23 protein-coding genes are annotated in these 25,368 nt (G+C 39.4%); 12 read left to right on the top strand and 11 right to left on the bottom strand.

Annotation, left to right across the window (positions count from 1 at the left end):
* Positions 1 to 73: 73 nt before the first annotated feature.
* The 3 genes from PSM_RS09280 to PSM_RS09270 all read right to left on the bottom strand — a co-directional run bounded on the left by PSM_RS09280 (position 74) and on the right by PSM_RS09270 (position 1,754).
* Positions 74 to 520 carry a hypothetical protein gene (locus tag PSM_RS09280; protein WP_013465265.1) on the bottom strand — a complete coding sequence of 149 codons (447 nt, stop codon included), beginning with the start codon at positions 518 to 520 and terminating at the stop codon, positions 74 to 76.
* 210 nt (positions 521 to 730) lie between these two features.
* A complete protein-coding gene (gene bcp / locus PSM_RS09275) occupies positions 731 to 1,210 on the bottom strand; it encodes a thioredoxin-dependent thiol peroxidase (protein ID WP_013465264.1) in 480 nt (159 codons plus the stop codon).
* Positions 1,211 to 1,220: 10 nt separating this feature from the next.
* On the bottom strand, positions 1,221 to 1,754 hold the full coding sequence (locus PSM_RS09270) for a glycine cleavage system protein R (RefSeq protein WP_013465263.1): 534 nt from the start codon (positions 1,752 to 1,754) through the stop codon (positions 1,221 to 1,223).
* Between the two features lie 355 nt (positions 1,755 to 2,109).
* Between PSM_RS09270 and bamC the strand changes: the two genes are divergently transcribed.
* Both bamC and PSM_RS09260 read left to right on the top strand, forming a co-directional pair.
* Complete coding sequence (gene bamC / locus PSM_RS09265; RefSeq protein ID WP_013465262.1) at positions 2,110 to 3,168, top strand: outer membrane protein assembly factor BamC; 1,059 nt, start codon at positions 2,110 to 2,112, stop codon at positions 3,166 to 3,168.
* Between the two features lie 65 nt (positions 3,169 to 3,233).
* Positions 3,234 to 4,622, top strand: a complete 1,389-nt coding sequence (locus tag PSM_RS09260; protein WP_029610015.1) for a YjiH family protein — start codon at positions 3,234 to 3,236, stop codon at positions 4,620 to 4,622.
* A 33-nt stretch (positions 4,623 to 4,655) separates the two neighbouring features.
* Here the strand turns inward: PSM_RS09260 and PSM_RS18390 are convergent, their stop codons facing one another.
* Entirely contained in the window at positions 4,656 to 4,805 is a 150-nt protein-coding gene (locus PSM_RS18390; protein WP_013465260.1) for a DUF2897 family protein, read from the bottom strand.
* An 85-nt stretch (positions 4,806 to 4,890) separates the two neighbouring features.
* Entirely contained in the window at positions 4,891 to 5,427 is a 537-nt protein-coding gene (locus PSM_RS09255) for an acyloxyacyl hydrolase (protein WP_013465259.1), read from the bottom strand.
* Positions 5,428 to 5,674: 247 nt separating this feature from the next.
* Here PSM_RS09255 and PSM_RS09250 point away from each other — a divergent pair, with 247 nt between their 5' ends.
* Together PSM_RS09250 and PSM_RS09245 are read left to right on the top strand one after the other, a co-directional pair.
* Positions 5,675 to 6,268: an MlaC/ttg2D family ABC transporter substrate-binding protein gene (locus PSM_RS09250; RefSeq protein ID WP_013465258.1), complete on the top strand. Its 594-nt coding sequence runs from the start codon at positions 5,675 to 5,677 to the stop codon at positions 6,266 to 6,268.
* Positions 6,269 to 6,478: 210 nt separating this feature from the next.
* Positions 6,479 to 7,816: an ankyrin repeat domain-containing protein gene (locus tag PSM_RS09245; RefSeq protein WP_013465257.1), complete on the top strand. Its 1,338-nt coding sequence runs from the start codon at positions 6,479 to 6,481 to the stop codon at positions 7,814 to 7,816.
* Between the two features lie 63 nt (positions 7,817 to 7,879).
* Here the strand turns inward: PSM_RS09245 and PSM_RS09240 are convergent, their stop codons facing one another.
* From PSM_RS09240 to PSM_RS09220, 5 genes are read right to left on the bottom strand one after another with little or no spacing between them, the layout of a single operon-like run.
* Positions 7,880 to 8,332 (bottom strand): DUF2069 domain-containing protein, encoded by a 453-nt coding sequence (locus PSM_RS09240; protein ID WP_013465256.1) that lies wholly within the window; start codon positions 8,330 to 8,332, stop codon positions 7,880 to 7,882.
* Positions 8,329 to 8,883: an NAD(P)H:quinone oxidoreductase gene (wrbA, locus tag PSM_RS09235; protein WP_013465255.1), complete on the bottom strand. Its 555-nt coding sequence runs from the start codon at positions 8,881 to 8,883 to the stop codon at positions 8,329 to 8,331. The genes PSM_RS09240 and wrbA overlap by 4 nt, the downstream gene beginning before the upstream one ends.
* Entirely contained in the window at positions 8,883 to 9,230 is a 348-nt protein-coding gene (gene arsC / locus PSM_RS09230; protein WP_013465254.1) for an arsenate reductase (glutaredoxin), read from the bottom strand. The genes wrbA and arsC overlap by 1 nt, the downstream gene beginning before the upstream one ends.
* A gap of 54 nt (positions 9,231 to 9,284) precedes the next feature.
* Positions 9,285 to 10,742, bottom strand: a complete 1,458-nt coding sequence (locus PSM_RS09225) for a M48 family metalloprotease (RefSeq protein ID WP_013465253.1) — start codon at positions 10,740 to 10,742, stop codon at positions 9,285 to 9,287.
* A 12-nt stretch (positions 10,743 to 10,754) separates the two neighbouring features.
* Positions 10,755 to 11,405 carry a hypothetical protein gene (locus PSM_RS09220; RefSeq protein WP_013465252.1) on the bottom strand — a complete coding sequence of 217 codons (651 nt, stop codon included), beginning with the start codon at positions 11,403 to 11,405 and terminating at the stop codon, positions 10,755 to 10,757.
* Positions 11,406 to 11,548: 143 nt separating this feature from the next.
* On the opposite strand from PSM_RS09220, the gene PSM_RS09215 reads away from it, so the two are divergent.
* The 8 genes from PSM_RS09215 (at position 11,549) to PSM_RS09180 (ending at position 24,396) form a co-directional block, all read left to right on the top strand.
* Positions 11,549 to 11,767, top strand: a complete 219-nt coding sequence (locus tag PSM_RS09215) for a hypothetical protein (protein WP_013465251.1) — start codon at positions 11,549 to 11,551, stop codon at positions 11,765 to 11,767.
* Positions 11,760 to 12,836, top strand: a complete 1,077-nt coding sequence (locus tag PSM_RS09210; protein ID WP_013465250.1) for an AI-2E family transporter — start codon at positions 11,760 to 11,762, stop codon at positions 12,834 to 12,836. The genes PSM_RS09215 and PSM_RS09210 overlap by 8 nt, the downstream gene beginning before the upstream one ends.
* 107 nt (positions 12,837 to 12,943) lie before the next feature.
* Complete coding sequence (locus tag PSM_RS09205) at positions 12,944 to 15,199, top strand: aminotransferase class V-fold PLP-dependent enzyme (RefSeq protein WP_013465249.1); 2,256 nt, start codon at positions 12,944 to 12,946, stop codon at positions 15,197 to 15,199.
* Between the two features lie 319 nt (positions 15,200 to 15,518).
* Positions 15,519 to 17,165, top strand: a complete 1,647-nt coding sequence (gene pgi / locus PSM_RS09200; RefSeq protein ID WP_013465248.1) for a glucose-6-phosphate isomerase — start codon at positions 15,519 to 15,521, stop codon at positions 17,163 to 17,165.
* Positions 17,166 to 17,399: 234 nt separating this feature from the next.
* The gene (zwf, locus tag PSM_RS09195; protein WP_013465247.1) at positions 17,400 to 18,872 is read left to right on the top strand and encodes a glucose-6-phosphate dehydrogenase; all 1,473 of its coding nucleotides are present in this window, start codon (positions 17,400 to 17,402) and stop codon (positions 18,870 to 18,872) included.
* A gap of 3 nt (positions 18,873 to 18,875) precedes the next feature.
* Positions 18,876 to 19,586: a 6-phosphogluconolactonase gene (pgl, locus tag PSM_RS09190; protein WP_013465246.1), complete on the top strand. Its 711-nt coding sequence runs from the start codon at positions 18,876 to 18,878 to the stop codon at positions 19,584 to 19,586.
* Between the two features lie 579 nt (positions 19,587 to 20,165).
* Positions 20,166 to 22,784: a TonB-dependent receptor gene (locus tag PSM_RS09185; RefSeq protein ID WP_013465244.1), complete on the top strand. Its 2,619-nt coding sequence runs from the start codon at positions 20,166 to 20,168 to the stop codon at positions 22,782 to 22,784.
* Positions 22,785 to 22,860: 76 nt separating this feature from the next.
* Entirely contained in the window at positions 22,861 to 24,396 is a 1,536-nt protein-coding gene (locus PSM_RS09180) for a tryptophan halogenase family protein (RefSeq protein WP_013465243.1), read from the top strand.
* A 2-nt stretch (positions 24,397 to 24,398) separates the two neighbouring features.
* Here PSM_RS09180 and PSM_RS09175 read toward each other — a convergent pair whose 3' ends face one another.
* A complete protein-coding gene (locus PSM_RS09175; protein ID WP_013465242.1) occupies positions 24,399 to 25,109 on the bottom strand; it encodes a DUF6445 family protein in 711 nt (236 codons plus the stop codon).
* Positions 25,110 to 25,368 lie beyond the last annotated feature (259 nt).

Below are 25,368 nucleotides of genomic sequence, written 5' to 3'. Positions count from 1 at the left end.
TAAGCCGATGATAAAAATAAAGCCGCCTTTGTAAGGTAGATTTGTATAACGCTGAATACTTGGCTCTGAAAATTCAAACAATGGCACTAACAAGTGCACCTGCGTCAGTAATACCGGCGTCTTTCATGGCTTGGCTAATCATTTGTACCAGCGCGACTACTTGAGATTGTGTTGATGAAACGATATTTGCCTGTGCTTCAATTTGTGCTTGTATGACCTCGTCTTCCGGATCGGATTGAGTTTTTAATTGAGAGAGTAGCTCTTTTTGTTCTTCAAGCTGCTGTTTGAGCTCTTTAAGTTGCTCTATCATTTTTGCGATATATTCAGGCATTTCTGAATTTGTTGCTTTTTCAGCGTTTTGCTCAGCCTCTTTTCCTGAGAGTTTATTGCGTTCTTTGTCTGATAATTGATAATCAGTGTTGTTCTGATTTTTTGTTGTGTCTTTTGTTTGTTGTGTAATATTTGTTTTTTCGGCTGTAATTTTAACGTCAAAGGCTGAGTGTATATTTAGCTGTATCACGGTTTATTATCCATAATGTTATTTGTTACTAATTTAACTATCGGCAGGAATGCTAAAGTACTAAAGCGATAAATACAAAAAAGCGTTGCCCTTGAGCAACGCTTTTATTTTTATCTTGTTTAGCCTTTAGCCTTTAGCCTTTAGCCTTTAGCCTTTAGCCTTTAGCCTTTAGCCTTTAGCCTTTAGCCTTTAGCCTTTAGCCTTTAGCCTTTATTCAGCGGCTAAATAATCTAATACCACTTGGTGATGATCTTTGGTTTTGAATTTATCAAACAAGTGTTTAATTTTACCGTCTTGGCCTACTAAGAAAGTGAGGCGGTGGATACCGTCGTACTCTTTGCCCATAAATTTTTTGTAGCCCCACACCCCAAATGCGTCAGCAATGGCATGATCTTCATCTGAGAGTAGGTCAAAGTTAAGCTCTTTTTTTGTTTCAAAGTTTTTAAGACGCTTAATCGGATCTGGGCTTATGCCAACAACATGGGTGTTAAATTTAGCAAGCTCGGCTTGTTGGTCACGCAGGTTTTCGGCTTGTACTGTACAGCCAGGCGTTGACGCCTTAGGATAAAAGTATACCAGTACTTGTTTTTCTTTTAATAACTCGCTGAGCACGACGGTTTCGTCATTTTGGTTTTGTAAGCTAAAAGCCGGTGCTGTGTCGCCACTTTGTAATGGGGTAATTTTGTTCATGCTAAACTCCTTAGCGAATACGTCGAAAGATGTAATCTACGTTTAAAACGTGCGAAAGGTTTTCAAAACTAATTTTAAATTGGTCAATATCAACGTCAACGGGAATATTAAATTCAAGTTCACAGCGCATTTTTAGCTCAGTTTCTTCTTCGTAGGTGTCTGACTTTAATGAGCAAATATTAATATTATTATCTGCAAAAAAACGCGTTACTTTACTTAATGTGCCAGGGGTGTCTATGCCGGTATATTCTAAGGTATAGCCTGCACAAAATTCGCTTTGATTATGGCTTGAAGTACGCTTCATCATAGTGAGCAGGCCAAGCTCCATACCTTTGGTCGGTAATGTATGCTCTATGCGGCTAATGGCTGACATATCACCGCTTAGTAGCATAATAAAGGTGAATTCGTTGCCTAAAATTGCAATACGGCTATCTATAATATTACAGTGGCAATCGCTTACGAGTTGCGTAAGTTCACTGACGATGCCCGATCTATCCTCGCCAATTGCGGTTAAAACAATTTGATGATTTGAAAATGCAGTCATGGGTTTTAAAGTACCTAAGTTACTTGGATGAAAACAACCGACTTGGCAACAAAAAAATAAACACGTAGCGTTGCACGGCGGCAAAGTTTAACACAAAACCCGCGTTAAACTATAGCGGCGGTTAATTTTAGGCGGTTAATAGTGCAGTGTTTCTTGTTTTTACAAGCTTGTGAAAGTACCATAGCAAAAATGTGTCTATTTGTAGCCTAGTCCGTTTGTTATCTCATAGGCTGAATGCAGTTAGGCAAGCAAATTATAAATGTAAAGTTAATATTGATTTTACACTGAACCAAATCGGCATTACCCACTCATATATTTGTTAAAACAATTAAGGGTATGCTAAGGAGAATTATCTGTGCAGTATTGGATCCCAAAAGCACTAGCAGTAAGTGTATTGGTAAGTTTGTCAGGGTGTAGTGTATTTACAAGTGATGCTCATAATGAGCGTAATTACCGCGCCCATGAGCCGGTTAAAGCGCCTGCATCGTTATCTCAACCCGCTCAAGATCCTGTTTATAAAATGGATGTGGGTCAATATGATAATAATCCAGAGGCAACAAACTATCGTCCGCCAGCGCAAGTTTTAACCATTGCTAAAGGCAGTTGGGTTGAGGAAGCAGATAAACAAGCGCGTATTTATTTTGATAAAAATGACGGCATTGAAGATTTAGATGTGTTTATTTGGGATTCGATTCAAGCGGTGCTTGCTGATAATAACATTAGTGCAACACAGCTAGATAAAACGCAAGGAACACTCGTAACCGATTGGTACGCTATTGTAAAGCCTGAAGAAAGCTGGTTATGGGGCAATGATGAAAGCGTTGATTTAGAGCGTTTTAAATTTACCATTGAAGAAAAAGAACACCAACGCACAGCCTCGTTAACCGCTGAGCTTATTGATTTTAAAGGTGATAAGCCGCTAACTGATTTATTAAAACAACAGCTTGAAGTGCGTGCACTTAACCAAGTAGTGAGTGAGTTTGATTACCGCTACCGTCAGCTTGAAGTTGATATGCGTAAGCGCCAAGGGATCATCTCGTTAGAACTCGGGTTTGATAACAAAGGCAATGCCGCACTTGTTACTGAGCAGGCTTACGATACGGTATTCGATCGCTTTTCTGGATTCTTAGAGCGTTTATCTTTTACTATTGTTGAAATAAACCAAGAGACAGGTTTAATTACAGCAGATTATGCGAAAGTAGAAAGCAGTGTGTGGGATTCAATTTGGGGCGATGAACCAACAGAGCTTCCAATTGATGAAGGTCAATACCAAATTTTGGTTAGCAAAACCAAACAAGGTGGCACCAGTCTAACGTGGATGGATGACAAAGGCGAAACGCTTGAACCAGGTACAATGAATGGGTTACAACAAGCATTAGAAGCGGCGCTAATTAAGCGCGGTATTAAAATTTAATAATTATAAATACTTCCCACAAAAAGAGCTTTTTGCTCTTTTTGTGGTTTTTACAGGTTGAAAATATGTCTCAGTTAGATTCATCACGCCCAGCACCAGTCCAAAAAAGTTATGATTTGAAAGTGTGGTTGGTTTTTTTAATTCCTTCATTAATCGGTGTGTTTTTGTTTATGACGCCAGTACCGTCTGGCGAAATAATGACGATTCCTATTGCGGTAATGGCAAAAGCAATTCAAGCTTTATTTAGTGAGATAGCGCTTGGGTTAATAGCGACAATTATTTGTATTACTGGCGTTATGTCGTTGGTATTTAGTGTGTTTAAACCGAAAAGCTTAACCAAATTTCGCTTATTAAATCATTTGTTTAATGTGAGTTGGATTTGGTTAGTAACACGGTTATTTGGTATGGCGTTTGTGCTTTTAACTTATTTTCAAGTTGGGCCGCATGCTATTACCTCAGAAAATACCGGCTTGCTGGTATTGAAAGATTTACTACCAGTGTTGTTTTCGGTGTTTATTTTAGCGGGCTTGTTACTGCCGTTATTACTTAATTTTGGTTTACTTGAGCTGGTGGGTACCTTACTTACTAAAGTAATGCGTCCATTGTTTGGGGTGCCGGGGCGCAGTGCAGTTAACTGTGTTGCTTCGTGGTTAGGTGATGGCAGTGTCGGTATTTTGATGACTGCACGCCAGTATGAAGATAAATACTACACTCAACGTGAAGCTGCGATTATTGGTACCACTTTCTCTGCTGTATCAATTACCTTTTGTTTGGTTGTTATTGGCCAAGTAAAGCTTGAATATTTATTTGCACCTTTTTACCTAACCGTGTGTTTAGCGGGTGTAGTGGCTGCGATAATTGTTCCGCGTTTACCGCCACTGCGTTTTAAAAAGGACGTGCTTATTGATGGTGAAGAGCCCGATGGAAACGCTGAATTGGTTCCTGAAGGCAAAACATTATTTAAGCATTCACTTGATGTTGCATTAACTAAAGCAGAAAAAGCACCAGGCTTAAAAGGCACAATTGAAGAAGGCTTACACAACGCATTTGATATGGTGTTTGCAGTATTACCTGTGGTAATGGCTGTGGGTACATTTGCGTTAATTATTGCTGAGTACACGCCAATATTTCAATATTTAGGTATGCCGTTTATTCCATTTTTAGAATTACTACAAATACCTGAAGCTGAAATGGCGGCGCAAACGATTATGGTGGGATTTGCAGATATGTTTATTCCGTCTATTTTAGCCGCAGGCTCAATTGAAAGCGATGTAACACGTTTTATTATTGCTGCCATGAGTGTAACGCAACTTATTTATATGTCTGAAGTGGGCGCACTTTTATTGGGTAGTAAAATACCGGTTAATATTTTTGAGTTATTTGTTATTTTTATTCTCAGAACTTTAGTAACCTTGCCTGTTATTGCCTTAATGGCACACTGGTTAGTTGGCTAAGTGATGATTTAAACGAAAAAAAGCCCTGATTATTCAGGGCTTTTTTGTTTCTTTGCTTTGCGCAGATGAGCGTGGTGCTGAGGGATTAAACTCGCTTTTTGCACTTAAACGCAGCAGTACTAAATTGCCGATAACAATAGCCAGTACAATCACGATAACGAGTACGATTTGCCAAATTTGCATTGCGATGCTCTTATTTTTTATTAAGCGGTAATTATGACCACTTTAAATAAAAGCCGCAATCCTCTCTAGGACTGTAAATAAGCAATTAGAACCGTTGTGCCACCGATAATGTTAAAAAGTTAATGCCTGGGTTGGGCGCTTTAAATCCGGCGTTTGAATAGTGAATAATTCGCAGCGCTACATTGGTTTCACCAAAATCTGCCACTAGGCCTATCCTATCTTCAAACTGATAGTGAGTACTTAGGTTTTTACCGGCAAAATAGCGCTCATCAAGTAATGAAAAACCAATACCTGCCTCTACATAAAAGGGGGTGTTGTATAAACTAAATGCTGGAAATTGCACCACCGGTGACACAGCTAAGACTACGTTGGATTGTGATTGTTGATCATGGCGGTATTGCCACACGTTAACGCTGCTTTCTAAATAAAAACGAGCATCGCCGACAAAGTTTTGCATACCTTGAGGGTGATATTGATACGCAAGCTTTGCCCCTGTTACATTGCCTTCTCCTTTTAATAAATCGACGGCATAACCATGATTAGAGGATGCATAAGCGGCTTTGGTAGCTAATATAAACAGGGTAAAAACAAGAACTAAAAGTCTGTTGTATGAGGTTTTCATAACGGCCAACTAGGGTTTAAGTCAAAATAGTAAAGGGATAATAAGGGCGGTGAATTGGTGTTTTCAATGAGGACAAAAAGCCGCTTGTATATGGCTTGTTAACTGATTTATTTAACCAATTGAATTTATTTAATTAATTCAATTGGTGCCAATTAGGCATTAATAAGTTGCTTATTTATGCCTTTTTTATTGCCTGTTATTTGCGTAAATTACGCTTAAATTAATTATTTAAACTATGCATTTTTTTATGAAACTTATAAAGCTTTTAGTGGTTATTGCTGTTTTTTTCAGTAGCGCTTTGTATGCACAAACGCAGCCATCACCTAAGCAGTTATTGCAAACTGTAGCAGAATCATTATTTAACGATATTGGACAGGTAAATGCGAAAGGCGATGCCAGCAAAGAAGCCATGTCGTTAATTGTTCAGCAGCGTTTAATGCCACATATTGATGTTAAGTTTGTGTCGTTTAAATTATTAGGTAAGCATATTAAAGGTATTAACCGCGACCAAGGTGTTGCGTTTATTAATGCTGTAGAGCATTACTTAACAGGGACTTATGCCGGTGCGCTTATGAAGTACACAGGGCAGGATGTAATATTTGAGCAAGACGCTGCTGCAAGCGACTCTAAATTTGCTACTGTTAAAACGCAAATTATTGAACCGAATAAGCCAACCATTGATTTGCACTTTAAATTGCGTTTAGGTAATAACAATCAGTGGAAGGTATACGATATTGTTGCAGAGGGAATTTCGTTACTCAGTGCTAAGCAAAAAGAGATCATTCAACGTATTTCTGATGTGGGATTAGACCAAGTCACAGCAGAACTTCAGCAAAGCTAGTACTTTTGCAATTAACAGCTCCAACCTTAAAAGCAGCTAATGGCAGATGTCGTTAGCTGCTTTTGTATTTTGGCCTATATTGCATGAGTTTACGCTAGCTTGGCTACCTAGCTGTGGTAGAATATTGGCTTCTTTGATTAAGCGTGGTGTCAGCTAAATACTGTTATAACTGACTACTCACCCGAGCTACACTGGAGTTGTGTTGTTTTAATGGAAAATGTACTAATTTGGCCAAAGGAATACCCGTTACTGGTCAAAGGGCTGGTTGAACAAAACGGTGCCTTCATTTTAGATGCTTTAGAAGCTTGGCCCGCCTGTCGCTCTACTGAAGAAGATAATGGTGTATGCACCACTGTTTTACCCCCAATTTATTATTTAACCTGGTTAACCCCCTTAGAGCCATTTGAAGAGTGTTATTTTCAGCATATTTCTGAATATGATGAAAACGCACAAGAGTATATTGCTGCACTAAAAGAGCATTATTTTGCCAATGATTACAGCATAGAAAATATTGTGCTAATGCTGTGTCAGCGACTTGAAAAGTATGCAAGTGTGTCGGCACAAAATAACATTGAAACGCCACTTTCTTTAATTAGCTTATTTTTTAGTAAACGCTTTTTTACTCTGATAGAGCATGCGCTAGAGCAAGGTGCAAAGCTCTCAGCTGAAGATACCTTATCTATTTGGAAAGAGGTCGATTTTAGAGAGCGTTTAAGTGCGCATATTCCCCAGTCGATTGCTGATATTGATCACTTAGCAGAGCTGACCAGCGAAAAAGTGGCTGCTGGCAAAGATTACTTTACTTTGTTAACTCAGGTGTCTCCTGATGTTGACTCTATTGTGTTGTTAGAAAATGCCTTACTTGCGCATTTAAACAAGAAAAAAGCTAAGCAAACCATGGCAATGCGCTTTATTGAGCAAGGCGCCACGGGCACCTTAACCGATACAGATGATAAAACAGCATTTATGTGGGCGGCAGAAAAAGGCTACGTAAATGTAGTAGAAACACTCCTGCAGTACCAAGATAAAAAAGCGGTAGACGGCCAAGGTAATACAGCGCTGCATTACGCGGTGATAAGTAAAAACGAATCGTTAATGATTTTATTGCTCAAAGCAGGATATGACTTTAGAGCGCGAAATAACGAGGGGTTAAGTTGTTACCGATTAGCGGTTAGTATAAAAGCCAGCAACTTAGTTAAGTGCCTCGAGCGTGACTTTGGTATTAAAGAGTTATCGCCAGAGGGGCAGCTAGAGCGAATTAAAAAGGTACATGTGCTACATGCGGTTGTGGCTTTATTATTACCGCTACAGTTATTCTTCTTTTTTGATGAAAACATCACTATAAAAAGTGAGCTTACTCTTTTTATGACCATGACGGCGGTGGTGTGTTTTTTCTTTGCAACGAACTTAAAGCGTTGCTCATTGTATCCGCATGTAAAACACCCATGGGGATTGTTTTTAATACGAATGATGTCGGTTTTTAGTCTTGTTGCACAACTAGGTTTAGCCTGTATTGTGGGGCTGGCAGCTTTAAGCGAGTTAGTTTAAAAGTTAATGTTTTGCTACAAAAAAACGCGCTAACTAGCGCGTTTTTGCATTGTTGGATATTTATTACGGATTGTTTTTATCGTGCTCGTGTGCGGCTTTTTCTTCAGCGAGTTCATCTTTAAGCTTGCGAATTTTAAGCCCAAGTTCTTGCCCTCTATGGCGCGCATAATAAGTACAGCCAATAAACATAGATGAGGCAAATAATAACTCAAGCAATACCCATATAAGCTCATCTTGTGCGACCCACAGCAATGTAAAGCCATGAATAAAGTAAAACATAACAATAAAATTAGCCCACGCATAGGTGTAGGTTTTATCTTGTAATATGCCTTTTAATGGCAGTAATAGTGGCAATACATACACTAAGAAAAGAAAGGTGTTACTGTGGCCGTCTCTAGGGGCTAATACAAACATCCATAACGGCATTAAAATAAGCAGACCAATATAACCAAATAAGGCTAGGCGCTGAAATTTAATGGTAATCGGTTTTTTAGCAGGCTCGCTTGCTTGAATCATTTAAGTTTACTCGCAACTTGAGTCAGGCGTTTTCCTACGCTTTGACATATTTTAATTTCATCCTTACTCAGGGTTGAGCTGTTATTGCTACCTGCAACGTGCGAGGCACCATAAGGTGTTCCTCCTGTTTCGGTGCCGAGCAACTCAGGTACATCGTAAGGTACGCCCATCAACATCATCCCATGGTGTAACAAAGGCAATGACAAATTGAGTAGGGTTGCTTCATTGCCACCATGCATACTGCTTGATGATGAAAACACACAGGCAGGTTTATCAATAAGTTGGCCTTTGAGCCAAAGATCGCTGGTGGTTTCCCAAAATGTTTTTGCTTGTGAGGCCATCATGCCAAAGCGGGTCGGCGTACCAAATGCAAGCCCGTCACAGGCAACTAAATCATCTTTACTGATCACAATGTCATGCGGGTTTTTGGCCACAAAAGTACGCAGTAATGCGGTTGCGCCTTGTTGCTCTATTGACTCTGCAATCTCATGCGCCATAGCCTCTACTGAGCCATGGCTTGAGTGATACAGCACCACGATAGTTGTGCTCATTATAGAACGCTTAATACGTTTTCAGGCGGGCGACCTAGGGCGGCTTTGTTGTTATTTACTACAATAGGGCGCTCAATTAGTTTTGGGTGATTGACCATGGCATCAATAAGCACTGACTCGCTGTTTTCATCTTTTAAATTAAGCGCTTTGTACTGCTCTTCTTTGATGCGCATCAAATCTCGTGCCGAATTAAACCCAAGTTGAGAAACTAAGGTACTAATTTGCTCATGAGAAAGGGGTGTTTTTAAGTATTCAACAACACTCGGTTCAATGTTTTTACTTTGTAATAGGTTAAGGGTTTCGCGTGATTTTGAACAACGCGGATTATGATAAATAGTAACTGACATAAAAATACATCCAAAGTATAAATTGTGGCTATTTTAGGTGAACTCACTAAAGACTTAAAGCCTCGCAAGCTCTTTTTGCAATAACCGATACTGTGTGAGTAACGCTTTTAAGCGCTGTTGCTTAACATTTTCACTTGGCTCTACAAAATTAAGCGCTTTTTGTATTTCATCGGCCGCTTTTAAATACGCACCATACTGAGATAATACATCGGCATTGGCTTCATGGTAGGCCGCCAATTTTTCTTGTTTTTTGTAGGCGTCAGTTAAAAGCTGTTTGCCTAAACTGTGATCGGGTTTTTCCAGTAAAAACGACTTTAATATATTTTCAGCTAACTCATATTGCTCAGCCTCTAGTGCCGCGTTGGCGTAATTTAAGGTGATCACTTGGTTATTTGGCCGATAATTATTTAGCTCGCTTAAGTAACTAACAGCCTCTGCGGCTTTTTTTTGTGCAATGAGTAAATCTGTTTTGGTATCAATATAAAATAAGTTTTTAGGATCGTCTGCTAGTAACTTATCAAGTATAGGCTGTGCTTCATCCGTCTTTTTTTGATCAAGCAAACTAATAGCTAAGCCGTACTGTAATGCTACGTTGTTATAGGTGTTTTCGCGCATTAACTTTCTAAATAAGGCTTCTGCGTTTTCGGGTTTGTTATCGTAACGCGCCAGGACTCGGCTTTTTGCTAAGTCAAAATCAAGGCTCGAGCTTACCTGGCGTTTAGGGTATTGCTCGGCGCGAAGGCGAACATCTGACACACGACTTTCAGGAAGAGGGTGAGTGAGTAAAAACGCCGGTGGTTTATATTTATAACGAATTTGTGCGGCAAGTTTAGTTAAAAATTCACTTGATGCTCTGGCATCAAACCCTGCGTTGTTGAGGGTTTGCATGCCCATTCTGTCTGCTTCTTGCTCGGCAGAACGGCTATGTGTCAGCTGACTGAAAGCTGATTGTGTTTGGCTGGCTGAAATAATAGCCATACCGGCATCAGGGGCTACAACCGCGGCTAAAATACCAGCAATCATGCCTGCAATGGTAAGCCCGCTATTATCTTGTTGCTGCTGAATGCGCCTTGCTAAGTGGCGCTGTGTAACGTGTGCAATTTCATGGCCAAGAACCGATGCAAATTGACTCTCGTTATCGGCTTGGGCTATTAATCCGGTGTGTACACCAACATGGCCGCCATAAAATGCAAATGCATTGATTTCGGGATTATTTAACCAAAAGAATGAAAACCCAAAACGTACATCATTGGCGTTAGCAACTAACTTTCTACCTAAAGTTGTTAGGTATTCATCAAGCACCGGATCGTTAATCAAAGGCGATGAGCCTCTGATCTGCATCATCATCACTTCACCAATCGCTTTTTCTTTTTCAATTGGCAATGCTTGTAAGGCTGAAGTGCCTAAGTCGGGCAGTTGAAGATTGGTTTGTGCCTTTAACGGCTCACTTATCAGTAGGCTAAATGTAAGCGCTGCACTGCATAAAGTGATAAAGGCTGATTTTAGCTGCATTATATTCCTTGTTTATTTTTTATCAGGGGCACTAGCACTTGAAGGATCATCTGTGTATAAACGGCTGTCCTTTTCACATAGTTGATAAAACGCCTTTATTGTGACCCCATCAACCTTAACAATGTTCAATTGAGTTTGTAAAAAAGCAATAATTTTATGAACCACTTTGTGAGAATGTAATATAAGCGCTTTATCTGCCTCATCACCTTGGTCTAAGTAAAAGCCAATGAATTTATGTAACTGATTAATGCGAATAACGGTTTTCATCGTCAATGGATCCCATAACCTAAACTCCATTGTCTCATCATGTCGTGCGTACCTATCGATGGCGGTATCATTAGAAAAAGGGAAGGCTTGTAATTCAAAACCACGCTCGGTAAACACTTGATGCAGTGAAATTCGTGGTTTGTTATTGCTTTCTTTTTCATAAAGCTCGTTGGGGTCTATTCCCAGCGCTTCTAAATTCCAATTGCGTTTGTCGATAATACGCTTAATGGCATTATCAAATCCGTGATCTAAAATACTTTCACATTCACTCACCGATGAAGCCACTAAATGATAAAAATGCGGCAGCTCCCCCCAATTAATTTGCTTTTTAAACCAATTAATTTCTTTGAGAGTTGGATTGCTAGGCAATTGCGCTTTATTATGCGAATTAGGCATTAACGTATCCTTATAGCTAACGATGTTATAAGGATAAACCATTGCAGAGGTTGTTTTAAGAAAAAGTTAAATTTAACTGCGGTTAATCTCAATTGGCCCTGTTATAGGACTTATTATTAATGTGAATAGGTAGCGAAACGAGTATGCTAGAGCTAAATTTACGCGCTTATAAATGCCCACAGCAATTTATTCAGTTTAAATTAGGGCTGCGTGATGCAATATCGTTAAAACAAGCAATTACCTTTAATATCTCACAAGAACAAAACACTGATGATATTGAACGATATTTGCAAAAAAAAGCGTATTATTACAAGTTAAATAAACAACAGGGGTTGTTATTAGTGGAGCCGTTACGTGTTTGAATATGTAAAAGCATGGTATGAAAAAAAGTTTTCTGATCCTGATTCAGTCACTTTACTTTTTTTATTGTTGGCACTGGTTGCCATGTTGTATTTTTTTGGCCCATTAATTGTGCCTGTGTTAGTGGCACTGATCATAGCTTATTTATTAGATTGGCCTGTGGTTCACTTAGAACGGTTTGGCCTTAAGCGTTTTACTGCCACCGGCATAGTAATGCTGATATTTATTGGCATTATGCTCACTTTAATATTGTTTATAGGCCCTGTGCTTTGGCAGCAAAGCAGTAACTTAGTCCAAGAAACACCGCATATGGTCGAGCAAGGTAAATCGTTTTTACTCGATCTGCCTGATAAATACCCCAGCCTTATTAGCGCAGAGCAAGTACAGTCAATTGTAGTAACCGTTGAAACCAAAGTACTCGACTTTGGCCAAGTGGTATTATCTGCGTCGCTTAATTCATTAAAAGACGCTGTAGCATGGTTAATTTACCTTATTTTGGTACCGCTACTGGTGTTTTTTATGCTCAAAGATAAAGTAGAGCTCAGTGCCAGCATTGCTAAAATGATCCCACGCCAACGCCGCTTAATTTTACAAGTGTGGCATGAAATGAATCAGCAAATAATGAATTATATTCGTGGCAAAGTATTTGAAATTTTAATTGTTGGTTCTGTGTCGTTTATTGCTTTTACCATACTGGACTTACGGTACGCCGCGCTTTTAGGCGTTCTCGTAGGCTTTTCGGTGCTTATTCCATTTGTGGGCGCAGCGTTAGTAACTATACCAGTGGCCGCAGTAGCGCTGTTTCAGTTTGGTTTAGAAACTCAATTTTGGACCGTTTTAATTATATACGGCATTATTCAAGCGCTCGATGGCAACGTATTGGTGCCTTTATTGTTCTCTGAAGCGGTTGATTTAAATCCGGTATTTATTATTGTTGCGGTGCTATTTTTTGGTGGCCTATGGGGTTTTTGGGGAGTGTTTTTTGCCATTCCATTAGCATCATTAGTCAAAGCACTTATTAATGCCTGGTCATCCAAACACGAAGAACTCGCGCAAGAGCTCGGTAACTAAAAGGTATAGTAAACGCACTTTAATTACGAAAGATTATTATTCATTCCTGTCAAAACTATGTACTATTGGGAATAAGATATATTTTTTAGTAATAAGGTGCGTTTTTAATGTCAGAGTTTTTATTGCCAGATGAACCCAAAGCTCAAGTTTATCTCGATGCAAATGCGACCACACCTGTATTGCCATGTATTGCAGAGGTGGTGTGCCATGCTATGCAAATTTGTTTTGGTAATCCCTCAAGTCCTCATATAACCGGCATTCAAGCCAAGCACTTATTAGAACAAACTAGGCAAAAAGCCCGTACCGTCATTGGCGCGCAGCAAGGTGATATTTTATTCACCTCCGGTGCCACTGAGGGGATTCAAACCGCCATCGTATCGACGCTCATTAATGCAAAACACCATACAAAGCCAAACCCCGTTTTATTGTATGGGGCAACCGAACATAAAGCGGTGCCTAATACGCTAAAGCATTGGAATACAGTGCTTGAGATTAACGCTGATATTATTGCTATTCCGGTTAATCGTGATGGTATTTTAGATTTAGACTTTATTGCTCAGCATATTGATAACGCTTTGATGATTTGCACGATGGCCGTTAATAATGAAACCGGTGTTTACCAAGATCTAAGCGCCATAGAAAAGGTGATTCGTAGTCGTAATAGCCAAGTCACTTGGATGGTTGATTGTGTACAAGCGCTTGGCAAACAACAGCTCAACCTAAGTGAAACAACGATTGATTATGCGCCTTTTTCAGGGCATAAACTTTATGCACCTAAAGGCATAGGTTTATTGTATATTCGTCAAGGCAGCCCATACACGCCCTTTATAGCCGGTGGCGGCCAAGAAAGTGGCATGCGCTCTGGTACAGAAAACCTGCCTGGTATAGCTGGGCTCAATAAGCTGTTTAGTTTGCTGCTAGATGAACAAGACGAGACTTTTAAATCAATAGATGTACTTAACTTGTATCGGGATAAACTGCATAGCGCCTTAGTTGATACTTTTGGAAGTATTACCTTTAATCATGACTTTGCCTGCTCTGTGCCCACAACGCTTAATTTTGCGGTTAACGATTTAACTAGTAAAGAAGTTATTGATTTGTTTGACGCTGCAGGTATTAGGGTCAGCGGTGGCTCTGCATGCAGCACGGGAGCTACGCAGAGCTTTGTGCTTGATGCGATGGGAGCCTCACAGTGGCAAAGTGAAAACGCTATTCGTTTGTCATTTGGCCCTGCTGCTACGATGGCGCAAATAGATGATGCATGTGAACAAATTAGAGCGCTTAAAACGGTATTACAAGCTAACTGTTTAGTGATTTCTGATAGCAGTTTTCCTTTGCAAGAAGTATGTGCTTTAGGGCTTACCCAATTTAGACACCAAGGTGCATGTAGTTGGTTGTATGTAACAGATGATCAACATGCATTTATTATCGATCCGATTATTGAACTGATCCCTCGCTTTGAAAAAATAGTAACTACGCAAAATTTAACTATTACCGCTATTTTAAATACGCATGAGCATCAAGAACGTCACTGCGCACTTGATTTAATGCGCAGCGCACTTAAAGAATACTTAGTCGCTGGAGAGGTTGATAAATTAGGTTGGCCAACTAATAGCGACAAATTGCAATTAACCACTCACGTACTCGAAAAGCTAGCCACACCAGGGCATAGCCAAGATAGCGTGAGTTATTTATTAAAAGCGAATAATGGAGATGTTCAGTATTGCTTTTGCGGTGATTTAATTTTACCTGCAGGGCTTGGAAATACCGCGCTTGATGGCGGGGATGCAATGAAAATGGCGCATTCTTTGACGATGTTAGCAGCAAAGCTTAATCCGCAAAGTGTGGTGTGTTCAGGGCATGATTACCAACAGTGCTTTGCAATGAACTGGGCTGTTCAACAGCAGCAAACGCCATTGTTACAAAAGCTAATTAAAGGTGATATTGATGACGCTGAATTTGCCGCACAAAAACAGCAAGCAGATTTACAACAACACACACAAGCCAACACGCTCTGTGGTTATGTTAATGCTAAGCCTGCTGTAGAAACTTCGCAATTAAGTTTTAACCAAGCAAAAGAAATACTGGTAGAGGGCAATGCGTATTTAATTGATACCCGAGAACCTTATGAACACGGCGCTAATAATTTAAGCGCATTGCTAAACGTACCCATAGCTAAAACCTTAAATATTCCTTTAAGTCGAATGGCTCATGCACTTACGCAAGGCCAATTGGACAAAAACAACCAGTATATTTTAGTGTGTCGCAGTGGTAACCGTTCAAAAATTGCGGCAGCAAATTTGACTGAGCTTGGTTACAGCAGTGTTTATAACTTATCGGGTGGTTTAGCGTTAACCGGTTAATTGTTTATTTAGAGGAAAGGCCGACATTTGTCGGCCTTTTTTTTGCTCGCTTTAATTTGGATCAGTTAGAAATTAATAAAATCTTCATTAAAGAGAAGGGCTGATCAGTTGTTAAATTCAATTTTTAATTTTATGATACCGGTGTCAAAAGCAAAAAATTGCGCTATTATCTGCATCGAAGCTTATAAAAATAACGCAAATTAGACTTTTTAAGCTATAATATTGGGCTTTGCTTTTTACAAAATTCGGTTATTTTGCGTCGTAAAAAATTAAATAAAGCGCTTTAAATCAATAGATTAATAAATTAGGGGATGTTTACATGGCGAGCCGTTCTGAGTTAGTAAGTTGGCAAGCACTAGAAAATAGTGCACAAAAGATGGCACAAACACATCTGAAAACTTTATTTGCACAAGACGATTCTCGTTTTTCTCAATTTTCTACTCACATTCCTGGTGTATTGTTTGATTATTCAAAACAACGTATTGATGAGAAAGTTTTCGCTCAATTAATCTCATTAGCTAAAGAGTGTGATATTGAAGCGTGGCGTGAAAAAATGTTTGCCGGTGAGAAAATAAATATCACCGAAGACCGTGCCGTATTGCACACCGCACTTAGAAATCGCGCCCATACACCGCTTATTGTTGACGGTGAAAATATTACTGAGGCGGTCGATAGCGAACTTGCTAAAATTAAAACCTTTGTTGAAAAAGTACGCAGCGGGCAGTGGTTAGGTTACACCGGTAAAGCGGTGAAAGATGTAGTGAGTATTGGAGTAGGGGGGTCAAATCTAGGCCCTCAAACGGCAACTGAAGCACTTAAAGCAGTGGTTGATAAGCCGTTAAGCGTTCATTATGTTTCTAATGCTGATGGCGTACAAATTGCGTCAGTATTGAATAAAGTTGACCCTGAAACAACGTTATTTGTTATTTCGTCAAAAACCTTTACTACCTCAGAAACCATGACCAACTCAAAAACAGCGGTTGATTGGTTTTTAAATAGCGCCAAAGATAAAAGCGCCATAGCAAAGCATTTTGTGGCAGTAAGCACCAATTTAGAAAAAACCGCGGCATTTGGTATTAGTGACGAAAACGTATTTACCATGTGGGATTGGGTTGGCGGTCGTTTTTCACTTTGGAGTGCCATTGGTTTACCTATTGCACTTTATGCCGGCTTTGAAGCATTTGAAGCTATTTTAGAAGGGGCGTTTGAAGTTGACGAGCACTTTAAGTCGGCACCGCTTGAGCAGAATATTCCTTTAATTATGGCGCTGTTGAGTGTATGGAATACCAGCTTTTTAGGATTTGATTCGCAAGCTATTTTACCTTACGACCAAGCATTACATATGTTGCCTGCGTATTTACAACAGGGTGAAATGGAAAGTAACGGTAAGCACGTCACTTTTGATGGGCAAACCGTACCTTACACTACCGTGCCTATTATTTGGGGCATGACGGGAATAAATGGCCAGCATGCGTTTTATCAATGTTTGCACCAAGGCAATGTAATTGTCCCTGCGGACTTTATTGGCTCTGTAAAACCACAGGTTAACGTTGATAAGCATCACAATATTTTATTATCGAACTTTTTTGCACAAACCGAAGCATTAATGAACGGGGTAGATGCGCAGCAGATAACCGCTGATTTAGCAGCCAAAGGCAAAACGCCTGCGCAAATTGAAATGCTACTAAAGCATAAAATTCATCAAGGAAACCGCCCAACAACGTCTATATTATTAGACACGGTTGATGCAAAAGCGGTGGGTCGTTTAATTGCACTGTATGAACATAAGATTTTTTGCCACGGTATTCTTTTACAAATATGTTCATTTGATCAGTGGGGCGTTGAGCTTGGTAAAGGTTTAGCCTCTAAAATTGAAGCTGAATTAACCGACGATAACGTGGTTAATGAGCACGACAGCTCAACACAGGGCTTGATGGCGTACTACAAACAACACCGTACGCAGTAACACATTCACTTATTACACAATAAGTAACCAAATACCTTTGAACGGGTAGCGCTGGAGTCCTAGGGCCTGTATTTTTGTGAGAGGAATTACAGTGTCCCTAGACCCATTTTTTATGGCGCATATAACGAACAACATTAGTAGGCTTTGTGCTAAGGCCTGCATATCCAGATAATAAACCGCTATAACTGATTACCAATACGGTAGTGGCAGGTAGCATAAACGTAGAGAGTAACTATGCTTAATCCTTTTGATATTATAATTTTTGGGGGCGGTGGTGATCTTGCGTTACGCAAATTACTTCCTGCAATGTATCGAGCATATCAAGAAGGTAACTTACCGCAAGGCTCACGTATTTTGCCTACCGTGCGCGAACAAAGTAAATGTGATGAATACATTGATACCGCACACAAAGCATTACAAGAATTTTTAAGCGAAGGCGAGTATAACGCTAAGGATTGGAAATCGTTCTCAGCGTTTTTAGTGCCTGTAGTGAGTAATGTTACCGAAGCGGATGATAACTGGGATGTACTGAAAAAAATTCTTGATGAAGACGACAGCGATAAATCTCGTGTGTTTTACTTATCTCTTCCGCCAGCTGTGTATGGCACTTGCTGTGAAATTCTATCCACTAAAAAATTAATAACAGCCAATTCACGTGTTGTTGTAGAAAAACCAATTGGCTATTGTGGCGAGTCTGCAGAAGTTATTAATGCGAAAATTGCACAGTACTTCGACGAAGATCAAATCTTCCGTATTGACCACTACCTAGGCAAAGAAACCGTTCAAAACTTAATGGCATTGCGTTTTTCAAATTCATTATTTGAAAACATGTGGGATGCTAAATCGATTGATAATATCCAAATTAGCTTATCAGAAACGGTAGGGCTTGAGAGCCGCGCTGGTTTTTATGATAAAGCCGGTGCTTTGCGTGACATGGTGCAAAACCACTTGTTACAGCTACTTTGCTTAGTCGCAATGGAGTCACCGCATAAACTTAAAGCCAATAGTATTCGCAATGAAAAGTTAAAAGTATTAGAAGCATTACGCCCATTAGAGGGCAGCGATGTTGATGACAATATTATTCGTGGGCAATACGTACCGGGTGATTTAAACGGTAAAATAGTCCCAGGTTACTTAGAAGAGCTAAACGAAGGGGCAAGTAAAACTGAAACCTTCGTGGCTATTCGTGCGCACATTGATAATTGGCGTTGGGCAGGTGTGCCTTTTTACCTGCGTACCGGTAAACGTATGGCAAAGCGCTGCGCTGAAATTGTGGTTGAATATAAAAAAGTATCTCATAACGTGTATGAGGACAGCGTAGGTAATATCGAGCCAAACCGTTTGGTAATCCGTTTACAACCACAAGAAAGTATTCAATTAACGCTGATGTCGAAGCGTTTAGATAATTTAGACATGCAACTTGAACCTGTAACGATGAACATTGAGCTGTCGCAAGCATATAGTAATGGCTTTCACTCAGATGCTTACAAACGTTTAATGCTTGATGCTGCAGCGAATAATCCATCATTATTTATTCATCGTGATGAAGTACGCCAAGCATGGAAATGGATTGATCCAATAATTGAACGTTGGCAAGAAAAAGGTAAACCAGCACTGTATAGAGCCGGTAGTTGGGGCCCTGAAGATGCAGATGAATTATTAGCAGAGAATAATCATGTTTGGTTTAATACTGGCGATAAGGCATAAGTGATGGCAACAATAGTAGAAAAGTTTTTTGACGATAAAGCTGCGCTGACTGATGAATTATCTCAGTCACTAGAGCATGCTTTACGTGATGGCATTGAACGTGATGGCCGTGCAGTATTAATGGTTTCAGGCGGTTCATCGCCAGAGCCGGCTTATAAACATTTATCGACCCTTGATTTAAATTGGGCAAACATTGATGTTGCTATGGTTGATGAGCGCTGGGTTGAGGCAAGTCATGAAAAGAGTAATGAAGCATTCATCAAGCGTACTTTGTTACAAAACCATGGTGCAGCGGCTAATTTTATTAGCATGAAAAATACAGCAGCCACTGCAGAGCAAGGGGTAGATGCCTGTGAAGCGCAGTTTCAAGCATTAAAACGTCCTTTTGATGTGACTATTTTAGGCATGGGCCCAGATGGCCACACCGCGTCATTATTCCCACATGCACAAGGCCTGAAAAACGGCTTAGATTCAAGCCAACTTGTGTGCGCTATCAACGCGATACAAAGTGACGTAACAGGCAGTATTACTGAGCGCATGAGCTTAACGTTAAATGCGATTGCACAATCTAAAGTGGTTAAATTGCTAATTAGTGGCGATGAAAAGTTGGCTGTTTATAAACAAGCTTTAGCGGGGGGCGATGTGAATGACATGCCGTTACGTGCGGTATTAAATCATCCTGAGATCAACATTGAAGTGTATTGGGCGCCCTAATTTTAATATAAATTAGATGTGCGCTAAACCTCTTTGTATTGATGGTTTAATGAAAGGTCAGTCGCTTTTGCTACTGACCTTTTTTATTGCTGATCTGTTTTATTCTTTGCTGAATTATAAAAAGCAGCGCAGAGATAAAGATGAAATGCTGAGTATTGCCTCCACAATTAGCAGTATAAAATAGGCTTTTATACCGATTGTAAATACTGAATAAATTTTACTTATAGCCAAAAAATCAAATGGTTATATTTATTAAACACTAACTCACAAGCATGTTTTACGGTTTGAAAATTCCTACTCACCACGTTGTTTTAAACAAAATCAATTTAAAAATGCTTCAAGTACATGCTGGAAATGTGAACGAATTAAACAAATTTAATTCGGCTTTTTCATGCAATAATTAATTTCTTTAAAATCATTTGCTTAATGTTGAATTAGCTATTTTTCATACAAAAAGAGCGGAAAAATGTAGCAAAATTGTAATTTTGCATGTATGGTTTGTTACTACTATGACAGCGCTGTCATGGCGGTAGGCAAAATGATAAACAAAAACCAACAAAATGATTCAAGGGGAATCCTGTGTTAGCTAAAAATTTTAAAAAAAGCTTATTAGCAGTAAATATCGGCTTAGTAATGGGAGCCGGGTTCACTGGTGCTGCATTCGCAGCCGATGAAACTAAAGTTCAAGAAGATGTTGAAGTAATCCAAGTTACGGGTATTCGCGCTTCAAATAAAGAAAACTTAAACGGCAAGCGTTTTTCAAATGCCGTTGTTGATGTTGTAACAGCTGAAGACGTTGGTAAGTTTCCTGATGGCGATGTAGGTGAATCTCTTGGTCGTATTTCTGGTGTCAGTGTATCTCGTCAATTTGGACAGGGTCAGCAAGTATCTATCCGTGGTGCATCAGCACAATTAACACGCACATTACTTGACGGTCATACTGTTGCCTCAACTAGCTGGTTCGATCAACAAGCGGTCGATCGTAGCTTTAATTATTCATTACTACCTTCTGAATTAGTAGGTGGCTTAGAAGTTTATAAATCATCTCAAGCTAATCTAGTTGAAGGTGGTATCGGCGGTACTGTAATTGTTAAAACTCGTAAACCGCTAGATTTAGATGCAAACACTGTATTTGCTAGTGTTAAAGCTGATTACGGTACAGTATCTGAAGAGACAGATCCTGAGCTTTCAGGCTTGTACAGCTGGAAAAATGATGGTGAAACATTTGGTATCTTAGCTGCGGGTTCATTATCAGAAGTAGATTATCAACGTAACGGTATTGAATCGTCAGGTGGTTGGAGTGGCGGTATGGCACCCACAACCTTCCAGCAAGCTCGTGAGCGTACTGCGTATAACGTAGCTATGCAATATCAGCCATCAGATTCGCTAGTTTTAGGTCTAACTTATACAAGTTTAGAGCTAGATGCTAACAATGCTAACTCGCAAATCATTATATTCCCAGGTGATGATTCATGTGAACAAACGAACGCCTCAGGTAACTGTGTTTCGCGTAATATCGACGGCAATGGCACGGCTTTTTTCCAAACATGGGCGCGTAAAGCAAGCATGAAGTCTGATACTATTGACTTAGATTGGAAATATGACTCAGAGTTATTCACCTTTAAAGGTCGTGTAGGTAAAACAAGCGCAGACAGTGATGTAACAACGGCAAACTATGGTATGTTTGCAAATAACAATAGCGACTTAAATGGGTCTATTGATATGACTGGCGACGTGACTAGATTTAATTTAGCTAACCAATCATACGATGCTAGCATTTTACCTGATACCATCAGCCCACAAACTTGGGCGCCTGAATACAACCCTGATTCAGATGAAGAAAGTTACTTAAATTTAGACTTTGAAATTCCTGTTGAGCTTGGTGTTATTACCGCAATTAAAACGGGCTTAAGATATGCCGATCACAAAGTTGTACAAGATGGTAATGCAGCTAATGTGAATGCCGATTTAGTACCTGTACGTAATGCTAATGAATACTACCCAGGTACCGTGACTGCCGGTGGTGGTTTTGTAATACCTGAACCTTATATGGATCTAATGATTGCTGATTCATTAGCAATGACAGAAGGTTATACAGCACGTCCACAAGCATACGGCACCATAGAAGAAGAAAATTTTGCTTTATATGCGATGGCTGATTTTGACACCGGTGGTATTCGCGGTAATTTAGGTGTTCGTTACATATCAACTGATATTTCGTCAGATTACTATGATTTAAGTGATGAAGGTGTTTACGACTCGACGTTATCTACAGACAAAGCCGATTACAGTGAGTTCTTACCAAGCTTAAACGTGGTTATGGATTTAGCTGACGACTTAATCTTACGTACCTCAGCAGCACAAGTTATCTCTCGCCCTAATTACGCAGATTTATTTGCAACGCGTAATCTAGCGGGTTATACAGATAACCGTCCTTTAAATGAAGTTTTAAATACGGGTAATGTAGGTTTAAGTCCATTTAAAGCGTTCCAAGCAGACATTGGTGTTGAATGGTATTTTGATGACGATGCTATGTTAAGCGTCACATACTTCACTAAAGAAGTAAGCTCATTTATTTCTACCCAACAACAAACCAATCAACAAATTGGTATCGACATCCCCGTTTATACGACTAACCCAGATGCCGGCGAGCCACCGTGTGGTGCTCAGCAATATGACTGTTGGACAGTAAGCTCATCGACAAATGGTACGGGTGGTTCAATTGAAGGTATTGAGTTCCAAATTCAAGATTCATTCGATAACGGCTTTGGTTATTCATTTAACTACACCTATTCAGATGCGCAAGCACCAGCAGAAAACTACCCAGACCGTGTTGGGGTATTCTCTGATTCATCGAAAAACAGCTATAACGTAGTTGGTTTTTATGAAAATGATGATTTTTCTGCTCGTTTAGCATATAACTGGCGTTCAGAGTTTATTATTCGTGAAGCACCAGGTTGGTACGGTAACCGCGAACATCAAGACTACGGACAGCTAGATTTCAGTGCAACATACTCTGTAACTGATTACTTAGATGTCACTTTCGAAGGGATTAACCTAACAGAGGAAGACAGCGTTCAGCTGGGTAACAATGATGCATCTACCTCATTACCAAACCCTGATTTACTGAATGATTTTCCAGTGTGGAGTTTTGAAGGTGAAGCACGTTACAAGCTTGGTGTAACAATGCGTTTTTAATACGCTAAATGAGTAAAAATAACCTAGGCCCAGCATTGCTGGGCTTTTTTACGAGGTTAAACTTTATTGGTGATTTATGGATATAAAAAAAGTTGCAATTGTAGGTGGTGGAACTGCAGGGTGGTTAGCTGCAAACCACATTGGCAAAGAGATGCTCAATCGTAAAGGTATATCTGTTACTTTAATAGAGTCCCCAGATATACCGCCAATTGGTGTCGGTGAAGGCACAGTCCCCGATATTAGGAATACCCTAAAAAGCTTTGGTATTCGTGAAGATGAATTTATTAGGCAATGTGATGCAACGTTCAAGCAGTCTATAAAGTTTATTAACTGGATGGATAAGAAAAAACATGGCGAAGGCAACTTTTTTCATCATTTATTTGATGTGCCAAGCCCTTATGATGCCAAGCATTTAACTTCTTATTGGTTAAATAACAAAGAGAAAAGTCAAAGTTATGCGCAGGGCTTATCTTCTCAGCATGTTATTTGTGAGGCAGGCTTAGCACCTAAAAATATCACTAATGCTCAATATGAAGGGGAGTTGGCTTACGCGTATCATTTTAATGCAGGCAAGTTTGCGCAACTACTTGCTTGTAATGCAAAAGAAAAGTTTTCTGTAGAGCATATACACACCCATGTTACACAGGTAAAGCTTGGCGATGACGGCGCTATTGCTGCACTTATTACAGATAACAATGAAGAGCTTGAGTTTGACTTTTATATTGACTGCTCAGGCTTTGAATCTTTACTTATGAGTAAAGCGTTAAAGATTCCTTTTGTTGATGTATCTGATAGTTTATTAATTAACAGCGCATTAGTGGTGCAAGTACCAACCAAAGCCGATGATGCTATTCCTCCTTACACACTTGCCACCGCTCATCAAGCTGGCTGGATTTGGGATATAGCGCTCACCAATAGGCGTGGAGTCGGTTTTGTTTATTCAGATAACCATATGACGGATGAACAGGCACATGAAAAACTTGACCGTTATTTAGGTGATAGTAAGCAAGATCTTACCTACAGAAAAATACCAATGCGGGTCGGTTACCGGAAAAAGTTTTGGCATAAAAATTGTATTGCCCTTGGCTTAGCGCAAGGCTTTTTAGAACCATTAGAGGCAACGTCAATATTATTAACTGACTTTTCAGCTAAATTTTTAACGTTGCGCTTCCCATCATCAACAACGCAGCTAGAGCAATTAGAAGAGCGTTTTAATCATGCTATTGGGTATGCATGGGAGCGGGTGATTGATTTTATTAAACTTCACTACTGTATATCAGACCGCACTGATTCAGCTTTTTGGATAGCAAATAAAAACCAAGACACTATTTCCACGTCATTAAAAGAAAAACTTAATTTGTGGAAAGAGTTTACCCCAGTCAGAGATGATTTTTTTAGTCAGTTTGAAGTGTTTTATCTAGAGAACTTCTTATTTGTACTTTATGGAATGAATTACAATACTAAGGCGTCTAACAGCCCCGATAAAGAACAGGCACACTGTTTAGCGCGTTTAAAACAAAGAGCTGAGATTGATCACTATTTAATAAATAAGCTTCCTGATCACAGAGCGCTTTTAAATAAAATTAAACAGTATGGGCTTCAGTCAATCTAACCTTATCTTACACTTGCAAAAGAGGCTATCGACAGACGGCCTTTTTTAGCATCGGCTAAGCAGCTTTGCTCAGAGTAAATATTTGCACTGTGTAATAAGTTACCTTGGTAAATAACAAGGCGATTAAATTTAGCATCTATTTTAAATACCTGCTCAAATAAGCTAGTGGTACCCGCTAAATAGCCTTGATGTTCATCAGGGTTATTTTTAACATCGTTAACTATATCTGCCAATAGTGGTTTGTGTTGCTCTTTAAATTCAATAATGTTTTGCGGTATGTATTTATAAATACTGGTGCCACCGAGTTCCTCACCAGATAAATAATGCACAAACGCATAGTCTCTTTCATCACATGAATCGATATGGGGCACTTTTTGATCGACAATTAAATTAGCCGGTTTACATGAAACTAATGAAAGCAAACTTTTATGAAGAATAGACTCGTGGTAGTTTTTGTTTCCTATTTTAGGCAGTATTTCATTTTGAAAAAATGCGTGCAACAACCTCAAGTACGGTTGTGGCATATTATCGCGGATCCCAGGATAAAAGGAGTTATCTGAGAACATAGGATTAAAGTAAGCTATGTTATGGGCAAAATTCATTACACTACTTGTATCTAAAAGAAAATCATCAACAACGAAGGCTGATAGCTTGGTGCCTGGGAACATCAATTTTTCAATTTTTAAGTTCGGGTTTACAGTTAAATTTTTCATTATTTTAGTGTCTATTTTTGCTGAGATTATCTAAGTGTGAATTTTTTATTTAGGCACAAAATCAATATACCACCGAAGACAGCGTTGTCAAAGAGCGCTTTTTGAGCTATTTAAGCGTGCGAATTTCACCTTTGGTTATGTTTACTCGTTATTTGTTGAAATAATCAGCGATAATGTTTTTGTTAATTAATAACGTACAAAATGACACAAAATTTTCACTTCCTTTTTGTCACCAAAACCATTAGCCTTAGGCCACTAA

It is taken from the genome of Pseudoalteromonas sp. SM9913 (assembly GCF_000184065.1).
GTDB lineage: Bacteria > Pseudomonadota > Gammaproteobacteria > Enterobacterales > Alteromonadaceae > Pseudoalteromonas > Pseudoalteromonas tetraodonis.
Note: the sequence above shows the minus strand (reverse complement) of the source record. Positions and strands in the feature narration are given on the sequence as shown.